The sequence below is a fragment of the Polaribacter sp. L3A8 genome, assembly GCF_009796785.1.
Taxonomy (GTDB): Bacteria; Bacteroidota; Bacteroidia; order Flavobacteriales; family Flavobacteriaceae; genus Polaribacter.
Map to the genome: position 1 here is coordinate 3,057,904 of NZ_CP047026.1, position 12,493 is coordinate 3,070,396.

Consider the following 12,493-nt stretch of genomic DNA (forward strand, 5'->3'; position numbering starts at 1 on the left):
AAAAGCGAACCAAATTGGTTCGCTTTGTATTTTATAAAAAATTATTCTTAGTTTTTTAAAGCTTCCGCTCCACCAACAATTTCTAAAATTTCATTAGTAATTGCCGCCTGACGTGCTTTATTATAAGTTAATAATAAATCGTCTCTTAATTCTGTTGCGTTGTCTGTTGCTTTGTGCATTGCAGTCATACGTGCACCATGTTCAGAAGCAAAACTATCTCTAAGTGCTTTATATAACTGTGTTTTTAAAGACTTAGGTATTAAAGCTTCTACAATTTCTTCTTTAGAAGGTTCAAATATATAGTCAGAATTTACAGCTTCTGCAATACCACCTTCAATAGGTTTAATTGGCAAAAATTGCTCTACTTGAGGTATTTGAGTTGCTGCATTTTTAAATTGGTTGTAAAAAACTTCAATTTTATCATAGGTTCCATTGGTAAATAGCAGCATTAACTCTTCTGCTATAGTTGCAACGTTATCATAATTTAAATCATCAAAAATTTGATTTCTAGTTTCTAGAATATTAAATTGTTTCGCTAATACATCACTACCTTTTTTACCAATAGCAAATAAATCTACTTCAACATTACTATATTTTTCTTTTACTGTTTTAATTACTTCTTTGGTTATTGATGAGTTAAAACCACCACATAAACCTCTGTTAGAAGTTACTACAACTAATAAAACTTTAGAAACTTCTCTTTGATTTGAATACACACCACCAGCATCACTATCTAAAGTTGCACTTAAGTTTTGCAACAATTCAGTTAGTTTAGATGAATAAGGACGCATTGCCGTAATTGCATCTTGTGCTTTTTTTAACTTTGCAGCAGATACCATTTTCATGGCAGATGTAATCTGCATTGTAGATTTAATAGAGGTAATTCTATTACGTATTTCTTTTAAGTTTGCCATTCTATTGGAATTTTGAAATTCCCGCTTTAGCGGGAATGACAACTATGTTTTATGCGAAATGAGTAGAAATTTCTTTAGCTGCTGCTTCTAATACTGAAATTGTTTCTGGTGTTAATTTACCAGATTTCAATACATCTAAAGTATCTCTATGTTTAGAGTTTAAATAATCTATATAATCTCTTTCGAATTTTTTAACTTGGTTTACCGGTACATCTTTTAATAAGTTCTTAGAACCTGCATAGATTATTGCAACCTGATCTTCTACTGAGTAAGGATCATTTTGAGCTTGTTTTAAAATTTCAACGTTACGTTGTCCTTTAGAAATTACACTCATTGTAGCAGCATCTAAATCAGAACCAAACTTTGCAAATGCTTCTAATTCACGATATTGAGCTTGATCTAATTTTAAAGTACCAGATACTTTTTTCATAGATTTAATTTGTGCGTTACCACCAACACGAGATACAGAAATACCTACGTTAATTGCCGGACGAACACCAGAGTTAAATAAATCTCCATCTAAGAAAATTTGTCCATCTGTAATCGAAATTACGTTTGTTGGAATATATGCAGAAACGTCACCTGCTTGTGTTTCAATAATTGGCAATGCAGTTAAAGAACCTCCACCTTTTACAATTCCTTTTAAAGAATCTGGTAAATCGTTCATTTCACTTGCAATTTTGTCATCATTAATAACTTTTGCAGCACGTTCTAATAATCTAGAGTGTAAGTAAAATACATCACCAGGATATGCCTCACGTCCTGGAGGTCTTCTTAATAATAAAGAAATCTCACGGTATGCTACGGCTTGTTTAGATAAATCATCATAAATAATTAAAGCTGGTCTTCCAGAATCTCTAAAAAATTCTCCAATTGCAGCTCCAGCAAATGGTGCATATACTTGCATTGCTGCAGGATCAGATGCATTTGCAGCTACGATTGTAGTATAAGACATTGCGCCTTTTTCTTCTAACATGTTTGCAATTGCTGCAACAGTAGAAGCTTTTTGACCAATAGCTACGTATATACAAAATACTGGTTCTCCAGCATCGTAAAATTCTTTTTGATTTAAGATAGTATCTAAAGCAACTGTAGATTTACCTGTTTGTCTATCTCCAATAATCAACTCACGTTGACCTCTTCCTACAGGAATCATTGCATCAATAGATTTAATACCAGTTTGTAATGGCTCTGTTACTGGCTCTCTAAAAATAACTCCAGGTGCTCTACGCTCTAAAGGCATTTCGTAAGTTTTACCTGTAATTGGTCCTTTACCATCAATTGGGTTTCCTAAAGTATCTACAACACGTCCTACAACGCCTTCACCTGCTTGTAAAGATGCAATTCGTTCTGTACGTTTAACATTAGAACCTTCTCTAATAGAAGTTGATGCTCCTAATAATACAACACCTACATTATCTTCTTCTAAGTTTAATACGATACCTTCTAATCCATTATCGAATTCTACTAATTCACCATATTGAACGTTAGAAAGACCGTAAACACGAGCAATTCCATCTCCTACTTGTAAAACAGTTCCTACTTCATTTAAAGTAGCTTTTGCTTCAAAATTTGTTAACTGTTGCTTTAAAATTGCTGATACTTCAGCTGGTTTAATACTTGCCATCTTGTATAATTTGATGTATTATTAGATTTTAGGAATGTAATGACTATTGTCAAATTCCTTTTTCAATTCGTTTAAATAATTAGAGATACTTGCATCGTATTGCATATCTCCTACACGTAAAATAAAACCTCCTAAAATAGCTGGGTTTATTTCATTTTCTAAATTTGCATTATCGCCAGTTAAAGCAACGATTTTTGCTAAAATTTTTGCTTCTATTTCTTTTGTTAAAGGTACCGCTGTGGTAACTTTAGCAACTTGCATATTCTTATCAAAATCATAAATGATTGCATATTGCTTTGCTATAGAATGAAGCATTGCAATTCTTTTATTATCTTGTAATAAATGGAATAAGCCAAGAGTAATATTATTTACTTTACCAGAAAACAAAGCATTTAAAACGTTTGTTTTATCAGTAGTTGAAACAATAGGACTTCTTAACATTACCTCAAATTCATCATTTTCAGAAATTGTATTACTTATAAATAACATATCGTCATTTACTACCGTTTCTTCTTTAGAATCTTTAGCTAGATTTAAGATGGCTTTTGCATAACGTATTGCTGCTCTTGCGTCTTTCATTCTTTGCTTAGTTTAAAGTAATATCTTTTAAGATATTTTCAACCAATTCTAGTTGATCATTCTTATTAGATAATTCTTTTTTAATTACTGATTCTGCTATACCAATAGATAATTCTGCAACACTCTTTTTAATCTCTGCTAATGCTGCTTGCTTTTCTTGTTGTATTGAGGCTTGTGCATTTTCTATTAACTTACTAGTTACTTCTTTTGCATCTTCTTTTGCTTCAGAAATCATTTTTTCTTGAATTTCTCTAGCACTCTTCATAATTGCATCTCTTTCTGCTCTTGCTTCTTTTAAAAGCTTTGCATTGTCTGCATGTAAGTTTTGCATTTCTTTACGTGCATTTTCTGCAGCTTTTAATGCATCTTCGATACCAGTTTCTCTTTCATCTAATGACTTTAAGATTGGTTTCCATGCAAATTTTTTCATCAAAAATAATAAAATTATTAAGATGACAATTTGCATTACAAATAACCCCGGTGAAAAATCGTTTAATAAAGTTTCCATTCTGTAAACTAATTATTTTGTTTTTTGTTTAATTTAAAAACACTTTCTGTAACCAACCGTTACAGAAAAGTGTTTTTGTTTCTTTTTTAGGAAATTATGCTTTCCCTAAGATTAATGCACCAAATGCTAATCCTTCTAATAAGGCACCAATGATGATCATTGCAGTTTGAATTTTACCAGCTGCTTCAGGTTGACGAGCAATTCCTTCCATTGCTTTACCACCGATTTGACCTAATCCAATTCCTCCTCCGATTACGATTAATCCTGCTCCAATTAAATTGTACATACTAATTGATTTTTAAATATATTAATTAAACAAATTCTAATTCTCTTTTGTACTTAACTTTCGTTAAGGTTTCTAATGATCGTCGTGTTCTTGAACGGCCATTCCAATAAATAACGATGATAACATCGTAAAAATAAATGCTTGTAAAAATGCCACTAAGATTTCTATAACCATTATAAATAATGCCAACGCTAAAGACATACCTGTAGACGCTACAGGACCAAATGCTTCTTTCATTGTTACCATTAAGGCAATTAAACTCATTACCACAAAGTGACCTGCTGTAATGTTTGCAAATAAACGCACTAATAATGAAAATGGTTTAATTAAAATAAAACCAGCTAATTCTATTACTGCTAATATAGGTCTTAAAATGTAAGGTACACCTGGCATCCATAATGTGTGTGCCCAAAAGTCTTTACTTCCGTTTGTTAAATATATTACCATTGTAAATACAGCTAAACAAACTGTTACTGCTATTTGCCCTGTTACGTTAAAACCTAATGGTGTTAAACCTAATAAGTTTAAAATCCATATAAAGAAAAATACAGTTAATAAAAAGCCCATAAACTTTTTATATTTTTTCTCTCCAATGTTTGGTCTTGCTATTTCATCTCTAACGTAAATTACTAAAGGCTCTAAAACACGTCCGAATCCTTTTGGTATTTTTGTAGACTTATATTGTTTTGCTAACCTAGAGAATCCTAAGAACATTAAAAGGCTTGCAAATAAAATACCTACAACACTTTTTGTAATAGAAAAATCTAATGTCTTGTGTGCGTTTGTTGCGTGATGGTCTTCATCAAAAGAAACGGTAGTTGCTCCTTTTTCGATTTCATAAACCTTGCTATGAATTTTTGCGAATTTCAACCCTTTTTTCTCAACAATAACGTGTCCATCATCATTGTGATGAAATTCTGATGACATAAAAGCCACTAAACCTTCACTCGACCATAAAATTACTGGTAAAGGAAAACCAAAGTGTTTTCTTTCTCCTTCATCCGAAGAATATGAGAAAAATGTAAAGTCGTGAGAATCTTTAAGGTGGTGCTGAATGTACGCTTTTACCTCTTCTTGTGTATTAACTTGTCCGCCATCATTTTGTGGATGGTTCTTTTGATCAGATTCTGATGCAAAAGTTGTGCTAGTAATAACCGTTATTAGGGCTATTGTAATATACTTGATTGTTTTTTGTGCAATCTTCATTGTAAAAATACGCTTTCTAAATTCGCCGCAAAGGTAGGAAATAATTCAAAATTACAAACCTTTTTTTAATAAAAATTTAACGATTGTTGTTTAATATTTTTACAACAAAAATTACTTCAAGAAATAAAAAAACAAATATTGGTGCTATTAAAGAGATTTTGGTTGTTAAAATTAAGTTTTCTTGTTTAATTATTGGGTGATAAAAAACAGTAGAAAAAAGAATTATTTTTAGCATTAACATGCCTAGGTATATAAAACCTAGTTGTTCTGATATTTTGGGTAGTGTAGAGAGTAATAGTAGGTTAACACATGTTAATATAGAAAAACCAGCAAGAAAAAGGTATAGTTTTTCTATTGATAATGGAAGTGTGATATCTTGGTTTACTAGTATGGTTTTATGTGTGTAGGTGCCTACTATGTATAAGGTTATAAAAGTTAACAGTATAGTAATTATACTTTTATTCATTTATTTTATTTGCTTGTTTTATTAGCGAGTATGTTGCAATAAAAATTGCAATTAACGTTATTGTGGTGGTTAGAAAAGAGGTTTCAAGGTTTTTATCTAACCATTCTCCTAATAAAAATCCTAAATAAATAGTTAAACCCATCTGTATACCTGCGCCAGAGAGTTGTATTGCTTTATTAAGCGGTTTTTTCTGAGTGTCTTTTTTGGTCATTAGTGGCATTTAATTCTTTTAACGTTCCTTTCATAGTACAGGTTGCATTAAAGCTTGCTCCGGGTTCTACAGAGAGTTTTGCAATTACTACTTCTCCAGAAATATTAGCAGTAGCTTTTACTGTTAATATATTTGATACAAAAAGTTGTCCAGAAAATTTACCCTCTATATCTGCATTACTGCTTTCTACTTTTCCCTTAATAAAACCATCTGCACCAATAATAACTCTACCATTTGTAACCAAGGTTCCTTCTAAAGTGCCATCAATTCTAAAATCACCATCAGATTTAATGTCGCCAACAATTTTAGTGTTTTTAGCTATAACATTTCTTTCCATAACTTTATTCTTTTGTGGTTTTTTTGTTTTATTACTAAACATGTTACTTACTTAATTGTTTAACTATTTCTTTTGCTTTCTTTCCTTCTTCTGTGTTTCCATAGCTAACAGCTACAAAATCTAGGGCAACTTTGTAAGCTTCTTTATCTTTATATTTACCTATAGCATACGCTTTTAAGAGTTCGAATTTAGGGATTAATTTAGAATTCTGGAGGGTAGGTAGTATTTTATTTATTTTAGTAACTGTTTCATCAAATTTATCTTCTTTGTATAAATAGTACAATTCTTTATACAATTCTTCAATTTTATTTACAGCTATTTCTTCTTTAATAGGTTTGTCTGGGTTTCTAATTACTTGTGCAAACTTTGTTGTAGGGTAGTCTGTAAGAATTACATTTTTGTGTTCGTTTGCTTTTACATCATTATTTAAATCTGTGTAAATTAGATATAAATGCCAATTAATTGGTAGTATTAGTTCTTTGTTTGGGTTTAGTGTAGCAACTCTTTCTAAGCGTTCAATAGCTAGCCTAGTATCTTTAAATTGTTCTTTATAAATAACGCCTAATTCATATAGGGCTTCATTTCTTTTTAAATGTAAAGTATCAATTTTTTCTTTTTCTGTAGGAATCGTTTCTAAATAACTAGCTAAGTTGTAGCGCAAATTTTCTTTATTTACAACTATAGAATCGTTATCTGTAATGTTAGAATTTATTTGAGAAGACCATCTCCAATCATCTTCTAAGGCTCTGTTTCCCCAAATTTTTTGAAATTCTGCTTTCCCATAATTTAATGATTCTGTATTATAGAAATACCACTTTCCTTTTTTGTTCGATTTTAAAAGATTTCCACCAAAAGTATCTCCAAAAGCTTGCTGGTTTAACTTTAATTGAGCAGCTTCTTCATCTTTCTTTTTTAAATCGTCGATATATTTTTGAAAAAAGGCTTCTTGTTCTGATTTAGGTAGTGCTACTATTCTTAAAATACTATCATTTTTAGAAACTGTTTCTTCAAAATTAATTAAGGATGCTAAATTTCTATGTTTTCTTTTAATTCTTCTAAACCTTAAATTTAAAGTGTCTACTGCAATGTTTATGATGCTATCATAATAAGAGCTTGCAACTTGGTATTCTGAGTTGTTAAAATTGATGTTTCCAAGTCTTTCGTATGTAAATGTTTTTTGTTTTATATTGTCAGATTCGGCTCTAAGAGACTTGTTGTAGAAATCTACAGCTAAGTCTATACTGTCATTTTGTTCATGCAGATAACCAATTTGGTAGTTAAGTTCGTCTAAATAAGGTCTGTTTTCTCTTTCCTTAATTAATGCGTACATTTTTTCTAAAATAGCTGCCGAAGTAGAATCGTTTGTAGAATTTTTTGCCAACTCTATATGAGCGTGCATTTTATATTTGTAAGGAGCTTTTTTAAAGTTGATGATTTTGTTAAACGTTAACAAGGCAGAATCTTTTTTATTTTCTGAACTATAAATCTGACCTAAAACAAACAAGTTTCTTGCTCCTTGGTTTCTGTCTTTTAAAATTTCTGTGGCTTTAATCAAGTATTTTTTTGCATTTTCAATACTATCAGATTTTATATACGCCATTGCTAAGGTAGTGTAACCATGCTCTTTAGTTTCTTCTGGTAAATCTACTTCTAAGGTATCTTTTACTTTAAGAAGTAAGTTCATAGATTCTATGGCAAATTCCTCATTATCTATTCTAATGTTTGTTTTTGCTCGCCAAATTTTAGTTTCTGCAATTAAATTTGCGTCGGGATATGTTGCAATAACATAGTTAAAAGCTTCTAATGCAGGAATAAAACGTTGTTCATAATAACGAGCTTTACCTAATAAAAGATATGCATCATCTATTTGTCTGTTGCGCTCTAGATCGTTAATGTTCATTCCGTGTTTTTGGATTGCTTTTACAGCTTTTTCTTCTGCAATTCCAAAAGGAGTGGTTGCTTTTGATTCTTCCTTATTGTCGTCATCAAAGCCAGCACCCATTCCAGAATTTAAGTTTGGAATGATAATTTTATCTTCTTCAAATTTAATAGGTTCTATTGGTAATTGTTGATACCAATCATCTTTATAGTTCTCGTTAATTCCTTCAACGCCTTTTTTAAAAGCTTCTTCACCATTAAATAACACATTAAATTTTGTGTTTAAAGCATGCCAATTTCTACTAATTAACGTGTCTTTTCTTGTACTACAAGAATATAAAACTGTAAATACAGAAAGAAGTAAAACTATTTTTTTAGTATATTTCACACAAATAGATATTTGGTTACACAATTTTTTAATGGCTAAGAGGATAAAAAACTCTTATTTAGAACTATTTTCTTCTAAAAATAGTATAAATCATTGTGTAAAAATAGTAATAAAATAAGAATAGAGCGCTTATACAGAAAAATAGCTTTCTAATTCTTTTAAAGTTGCTGTAGATGTTTCTATATCTTTCACTACATTTCCTTTGTCTAAAACTACAATTCGTTCGCAAACTTCTGTTACATGTGTTAAATCATGACTAGAAATTAAAACGGTAATTTCTCTATTTTCGGTTAGTGTTTTAATGATTGTTTTTAAGCGTATTTGTGTTGTTGGATCTAAATTAGCAAAAGGTTCGTCTAAAATAACCACTTTCGGGTTTCCCATTAAGGCGGCAACAATGCCTACTTTTTTCTGATTTCCTTTACTTAAATCTCTTAAGTATTTTTTCTTACCGATGATTTCTTCGTTAAAAAAATCATTAAATTGAGTTAAAAAGGTAGCAATGTCTGCTTTATTCATACCTCTTAAATCACCAACAAATTCAAAATATTCTTCTGGTGTTAAATAGCCAATTAAAAAAGATTCATCAATAAAAGAACCTGTAAAGTTTTTCCAGTCTTCGCTTTGGTTTACTTGTATATCATGATTTATAATTGCTCCTGTAGTAGGTCTTATTAAATCTAATAGAATATTAAAATAAGTGGTTTTTCCTGCGCCATTATTTCCTACTAATCCAAAACTTTGACCTGTTGGAATTTCTAATGAATCTATGTTTAGTACTGCTACTTTTCCGTATTTTTTTGAAAGTTGTGTAGTTTGTATCATTATTTTGTAAATTAATTTTCTTGTTTAAAAGAATGAATCATTATATATTTTGATGCAACATATTTTTTGGTAATTGCTGCCATTAAGTTTTTATGTAAGGCAATACCTACAAAGCCTAAGCCTGCTAAAACAGTTACGGCAATTTCAAAGCTAACCAACCAGTTTATCAAACCAAAAAGACCCATTGGTACAAACATTAAAGGAATACCTATTAACCATTGTACTGCTCCTGTTCCTTGATAATTAAAAGCTGCTTTTTCATCTAAATTTATTTTCTTTCTGTTAAAGGAACCTCCGTATAAAATTACATGTGTGTTTACGCCAATATTGTAAATCATAGCAGCAAAATGAACGACTAAAATTTTCCATCCAAAATATACATAAGGTATACCGAGTAGAAATAAAATAACAATACTAGCGGTCATCAGCGTAAATTTTGATTTTAAATAGCGTTCGTATTTAAAATTCTGACTCATTAAAAGATTGTAATAGCCACTGTCCCAGGCAGGAATAAATTGTCCAAAATTGATTAAAAATGTTCCTGTAGAAAAGATTCCGACCAAAACATACATAAAAGCCACGTCTTTATAGGCTGCTTGCGGATAAAAGAATAAACCATACAACAAACCAATAATTAAGATAAAAAAGGAAGATTTTGTTCTTTTATTTCTTGTTATTAAGCGCAGGTCGTTTTTTATAAATGGCGCAACATCTCCTAACTTATCTGCCCAAGATAAATCCGACGAGTTTGCTTCTTTTACCTTGGTTGCAACTGCTTGGTCTAAATATACTTGATTTCTTAGTTGTTTATAATTTAGTTGATATAAAACTGCAAGTAAAATAAAACCTAAAAAACTATAAATTGGGTTGTGGTAAATAAAATCGAAACCTTGACCAATAAAGCCTGCTATGTTAAAAATTTCATAACGTTGCACTAAGAAACCACCTAATAAAATGACTAATAAAGCTCCAAAAGCAACATTATTTTTATTGATTAAAAAATTTAAAAAGTTAGCAGATTGTATTAATAAAATCATCAGTAACAACCATCCTAAAACGCCTTCTGTTACATAGCCTTCTTTAATTAAAACTAAAGAAAACGGAATGTAAAAAAACAAACTCATAATGTTAAAAAACGAAAAAGACGATTTTACCAAGACATAATGTACAATGGTATTTTTTTTAACGGGTAAGACCAACAATGGTTTAATATTCATTATTGGTAAATTTTGCATTAGGTACCTAAAAATTAAATCTCCTGTAATTGCAAAGAGTAAAAAACTATTTACAACTACTAGAGGATCTTGATTTGGAAATTGTTCTTTTATCATAAAAAAGCCTCCAATTCCTAAACCTAAAAATAGTAAGATAAAGTATAAGGCAAAAAAGCCCATCAATATTTTTATGCCAATACTTTTACCGAAGGAAGCAGACCGTGTAAATTGTTTCCATTCTAATTTTAAAAAGTGTGAAATCATAAGTTGGTTAATTAGTTCGATTGATAATAAGTAGTTTATAAAACGATTTTGTTACAGAAATTTAAGATATTTTATATTCTGGATATGTTTCTTCTAATAATTCTTCGGCTTTTTGAGGAATTACAACTAAGGTTATATATCCAATAATTACAATAGCAGAAATTAGTAATGCAACGTGAGTTCGATGTAAGAAATTTTAATTAAACCTATAAAAAAAGCAGAATATTTAGTATATTAAAGTACTGAATTCTAATATATTAATAAATATCCTGCTTATGATTTCTGATAGTAAAATTATAGAAATTTTCTGTTCTTTAGATGATTTTATGAAAGAATTTAACTTAATTCTTAATAAAAACAGCATTTCTGATGGTTCAACAACTAAAAAACGTAATAGAAAGTTCAAAATGTCTGATAGTGAAGTGATGACCATACTTGTTATATTTCACCTAAAGTCTTACCGAAACCTTAAACACTTTTACTTAAACCATATTTGTAAATACAGACAAGATCTGTTTCCAGATTGTGTTCTTATAATAGATTTGTAGAACTTCAAAAAAAGGTTACACAACCTTTAGCCGTTTTTATGAAAATGTATTGTTTAGGCGATTGCACAGGTATCTCTTTTATTGATTCTACTCCTTTAAAAGTATGTCACTATAAAAGAGAAAAACAACATCAAGTATTTAAAGATATTGCCAAAAAAAGCTATGGAACTATGGGGTGGTATTTTGGATTTAAACTACATATTGTCTGCAATGACAAAGGAGAAATTATTGATTTTATGTTCACTCCAGCCAATGTAGACGACAGATTCCCTCTCAAACAAAAGAAGTTTCACGACAAATTATTTGGAAAAATTTTTGGAGACAAAGGATATATTGGGAAAGATTTATTTGAAAGACTTTTTGTAGACGGAATTCATTTAATAACTAAAGTTCGAAAAAACATGAAAAAGAAAGCAATGGACTATATGGATAAAGTTATCCTAAGAAAAAGAGCAATCATCGAAACAGTAAATGATGTACTAAAAAACACTTGCCAAATTGAACATTCTAGACATAGATCTTTTGATAATTTCATAACAAATATGATCTCTGGATTAATTGCATATTCTTTTTTACCTAAAAAACCTTCTATAAAAATCCCGAATATGTTACCGAATATTGCGATTGATTAGCTCGAACTCACGTTAATGCAGAAAAAAGTCGTCTAAAATCTCCCATTAATAAAAAATTTTTAGCATTGTTTGGCATCGAAAAATCGAAAGCGTAAAACATGATTAAGGCAGAATTTCCGATGCCGTTCGTCTGAATTATATTTTGAAACATCCATTTTTTATCTGTCTTTTTGAATTGTTTTACAGCTTTTCTTTTGTTTTTTAAAAGGATGAAAATTTCTAAAAATATAATAATACCATAAATGGATGCATATAAATAATAAGCATTTGGTGTTTCTTGAACGTAATAAAAAGTAAGGGTTATTAAAATTGTGAGAATTATTTTTGGTAGACGAAACCACTCTTTTGCAAAACGTAAAATTATTTTCCAATAGCGTTTATTCATTGCTTTTTGTCTGCTTTCTACAACATCCATAAAACCAAAAATGCCAAATTTTTTAAAAGATGCATCCCGAGCATCGTCAAATGATAGTTGTGGCTGCGCCACCCAAATACTTTCAATATCATTTGCTAAATGATCTACTAATTCTGTTTGTACATCATAATGTTCTACGTAATGTTGACGCGTAAATTTGTAGAGTTCTTCTATGTGAGATTGGGTTAACTGCAT

The 12,493-nt window shown here is 30.1% G+C and carries 13 protein-coding genes and 1 pseudogene; 1 reads left to right on the plus strand and 13 read right to left on the minus strand.

What is annotated here, in order from left to right:
* Positions 1 to 47: 47 nt before the first annotated feature.
* The 12 genes from atpG to GQR92_RS12465 all read right to left on the minus strand — a co-directional run bounded on the left by atpG (position 48) and on the right by GQR92_RS12465 (position 10,703).
* Positions 48 to 914 carry an ATP synthase F1 subunit gamma gene (gene atpG, locus GQR92_RS12410; RefSeq protein ID WP_158840005.1) on the minus strand — a complete coding sequence of 289 codons (867 nt, stop codon included), beginning with the start codon at positions 912 to 914 and terminating at the stop codon, positions 48 to 50.
* A 49-nt stretch (positions 915 to 963) separates the two neighbouring features.
* On the minus strand, positions 964 to 2,541 hold the full coding sequence (gene atpA, locus GQR92_RS12415; protein WP_158840007.1) for a F0F1 ATP synthase subunit alpha: 1,578 nt from the start codon (positions 2,539 to 2,541) through the stop codon (positions 964 to 966).
* A 21-nt stretch (positions 2,542 to 2,562) separates the two neighbouring features.
* Complete coding sequence (gene atpH, locus GQR92_RS12420; protein WP_158840009.1) at positions 2,563 to 3,120, minus strand: ATP synthase F1 subunit delta; 558 nt, start codon at positions 3,118 to 3,120, stop codon at positions 2,563 to 2,565.
* A gap of 7 nt (positions 3,121 to 3,127) precedes the next feature.
* On the minus strand, positions 3,128 to 3,628 hold the full coding sequence (locus tag GQR92_RS12425) for a F0F1 ATP synthase subunit B (protein ID WP_158840011.1): 501 nt from the start codon (positions 3,626 to 3,628) through the stop codon (positions 3,128 to 3,130).
* Between the two features lie 94 nt (positions 3,629 to 3,722).
* Complete coding sequence (atpE, locus tag GQR92_RS12430) at positions 3,723 to 3,914, minus strand: ATP synthase F0 subunit C (protein ID WP_013620961.1); 192 nt, start codon at positions 3,912 to 3,914, stop codon at positions 3,723 to 3,725.
* Between the two features lie 72 nt (positions 3,915 to 3,986).
* The gene (gene atpB, locus GQR92_RS12435; RefSeq protein ID WP_158840013.1) at positions 3,987 to 5,120 is read right to left on the minus strand and encodes a F0F1 ATP synthase subunit A; all 1,134 of its coding nucleotides are present in this window, start codon (positions 5,118 to 5,120) and stop codon (positions 3,987 to 3,989) included.
* Between the two features lie 76 nt (positions 5,121 to 5,196).
* Positions 5,197 to 5,586, minus strand: coding sequence for a DUF6168 family protein (locus GQR92_RS12440; RefSeq protein ID WP_158840015.1), 390 nt, complete (start codon positions 5,584 to 5,586; stop codon positions 5,197 to 5,199).
* Positions 5,579 to 5,797 carry an AtpZ/AtpI family protein gene (locus GQR92_RS12445; protein ID WP_158840017.1) on the minus strand — a complete coding sequence of 73 codons (219 nt, stop codon included), beginning with the start codon at positions 5,795 to 5,797 and terminating at the stop codon, positions 5,579 to 5,581. Before GQR92_RS12445 ends, GQR92_RS12440 begins: the two co-directional genes overlap by 8 nt.
* Positions 5,763 to 6,134, minus strand: coding sequence for a polymer-forming cytoskeletal protein (locus GQR92_RS12450; RefSeq protein ID WP_368074160.1), 372 nt, complete (start codon positions 6,132 to 6,134; stop codon positions 5,763 to 5,765). The genes GQR92_RS12445 and GQR92_RS12450 overlap by 35 nt, the downstream gene beginning before the upstream one ends.
* Positions 6,135 to 6,177: 43 nt before the next feature.
* Positions 6,178 to 8,400 (minus strand): type IX secretion system periplasmic lipoprotein PorW/SprE, encoded by a 2,223-nt coding sequence (gene porW, locus GQR92_RS12455; protein WP_158840021.1) that lies wholly within the window; start codon positions 8,398 to 8,400, stop codon positions 6,178 to 6,180.
* Between the two features lie 129 nt (positions 8,401 to 8,529).
* On the minus strand, positions 8,530 to 9,225 hold the full coding sequence (locus tag GQR92_RS12460) for an ABC transporter ATP-binding protein (RefSeq protein ID WP_158840023.1): 696 nt from the start codon (positions 9,223 to 9,225) through the stop codon (positions 8,530 to 8,532).
* 11 nt (positions 9,226 to 9,236) lie between these two features.
* A complete protein-coding gene (locus GQR92_RS12465; protein WP_158840025.1) occupies positions 9,237 to 10,703 on the minus strand; it encodes a DUF5687 family protein in 1,467 nt (488 codons plus the stop codon).
* Between the two features lie 275 nt (positions 10,704 to 10,978).
* Here GQR92_RS12465 and GQR92_RS12470 point away from each other — a divergent pair.
* A pseudogene (locus tag GQR92_RS12470) lies at positions 10,979 to 11,883 on the plus strand (IS982 family transposase).
* A gap of 7 nt (positions 11,884 to 11,890) precedes the next feature.
* On the opposite strand, the gene GQR92_RS12475 reads toward GQR92_RS12470, so the two are convergent.
* Positions 11,891 to 12,493, minus strand: coding sequence for a hypothetical protein (locus GQR92_RS12475; RefSeq protein WP_158840027.1), 603 nt, complete (start codon positions 12,491 to 12,493; stop codon positions 11,891 to 11,893).

Coding starts and splice junctions, on each gene's coding strand:
- atpE (WP_013620961.1), bottom strand. CDS start 3,914: ATGTACAATTTAATTGGAGCAGGATTAATCGTAATCGGAGGAGGAATT.
- atpA (WP_158840007.1), bottom strand. CDS start 2,541: ATGGCAAGTATTAAACCAGCTGAAGTATCAGCAATTTTAAAGCAACAG.
- atpG (WP_158840005.1), bottom strand. CDS start 914: ATGGCAAACTTAAAAGAAATACGTAATAGAATTACCTCTATTAAATCT.
- GQR92_RS12440 (WP_158840015.1), bottom strand. CDS start 5,586: ATGAATAAAAGTATAATTACTATACTGTTAACTTTTATAACCTTATAC.
- GQR92_RS12425 (WP_158840011.1), bottom strand. CDS start 3,628: ATGGAAACTTTATTAAACGATTTTTCACCGGGGTTATTTGTAATGCAA.
- GQR92_RS12475 (WP_158840027.1), bottom strand. CDS start 12,493: ATGCAGTTAACCCAATCTCACATAGAAGAACTCTACAAATTTACGCGT.
- atpH (WP_158840009.1), bottom strand. CDS start 3,120: ATGAAAGACGCAAGAGCAGCAATACGTTATGCAAAAGCCATCTTAAAT.
- GQR92_RS12460 (WP_158840023.1), bottom strand. CDS start 9,225: ATGATACAAACTACACAACTTTCAAAAAAATACGGAAAAGTAGCAGTA.
- GQR92_RS12465 (WP_158840025.1), bottom strand. CDS start 10,703: ATGATTTCACACTTTTTAAAATTAGAATGGAAACAATTTACACGGTCT.
- GQR92_RS12445 (WP_158840017.1), bottom strand. CDS start 5,797: ATGACCAAAAAAGACACTCAGAAAAAACCGCTTAATAAAGCAATACAA.
- GQR92_RS12450 (WP_368074160.1), bottom strand. CDS start 6,134: ATGGAAAGAAATGTTATAGCTAAAAACACTAAAATTGTTGGCGACATT.
- atpB (WP_158840013.1), bottom strand. CDS start 5,120: ATGAAGATTGCACAAAAAACAATCAAGTATATTACAATAGCCCTAATA.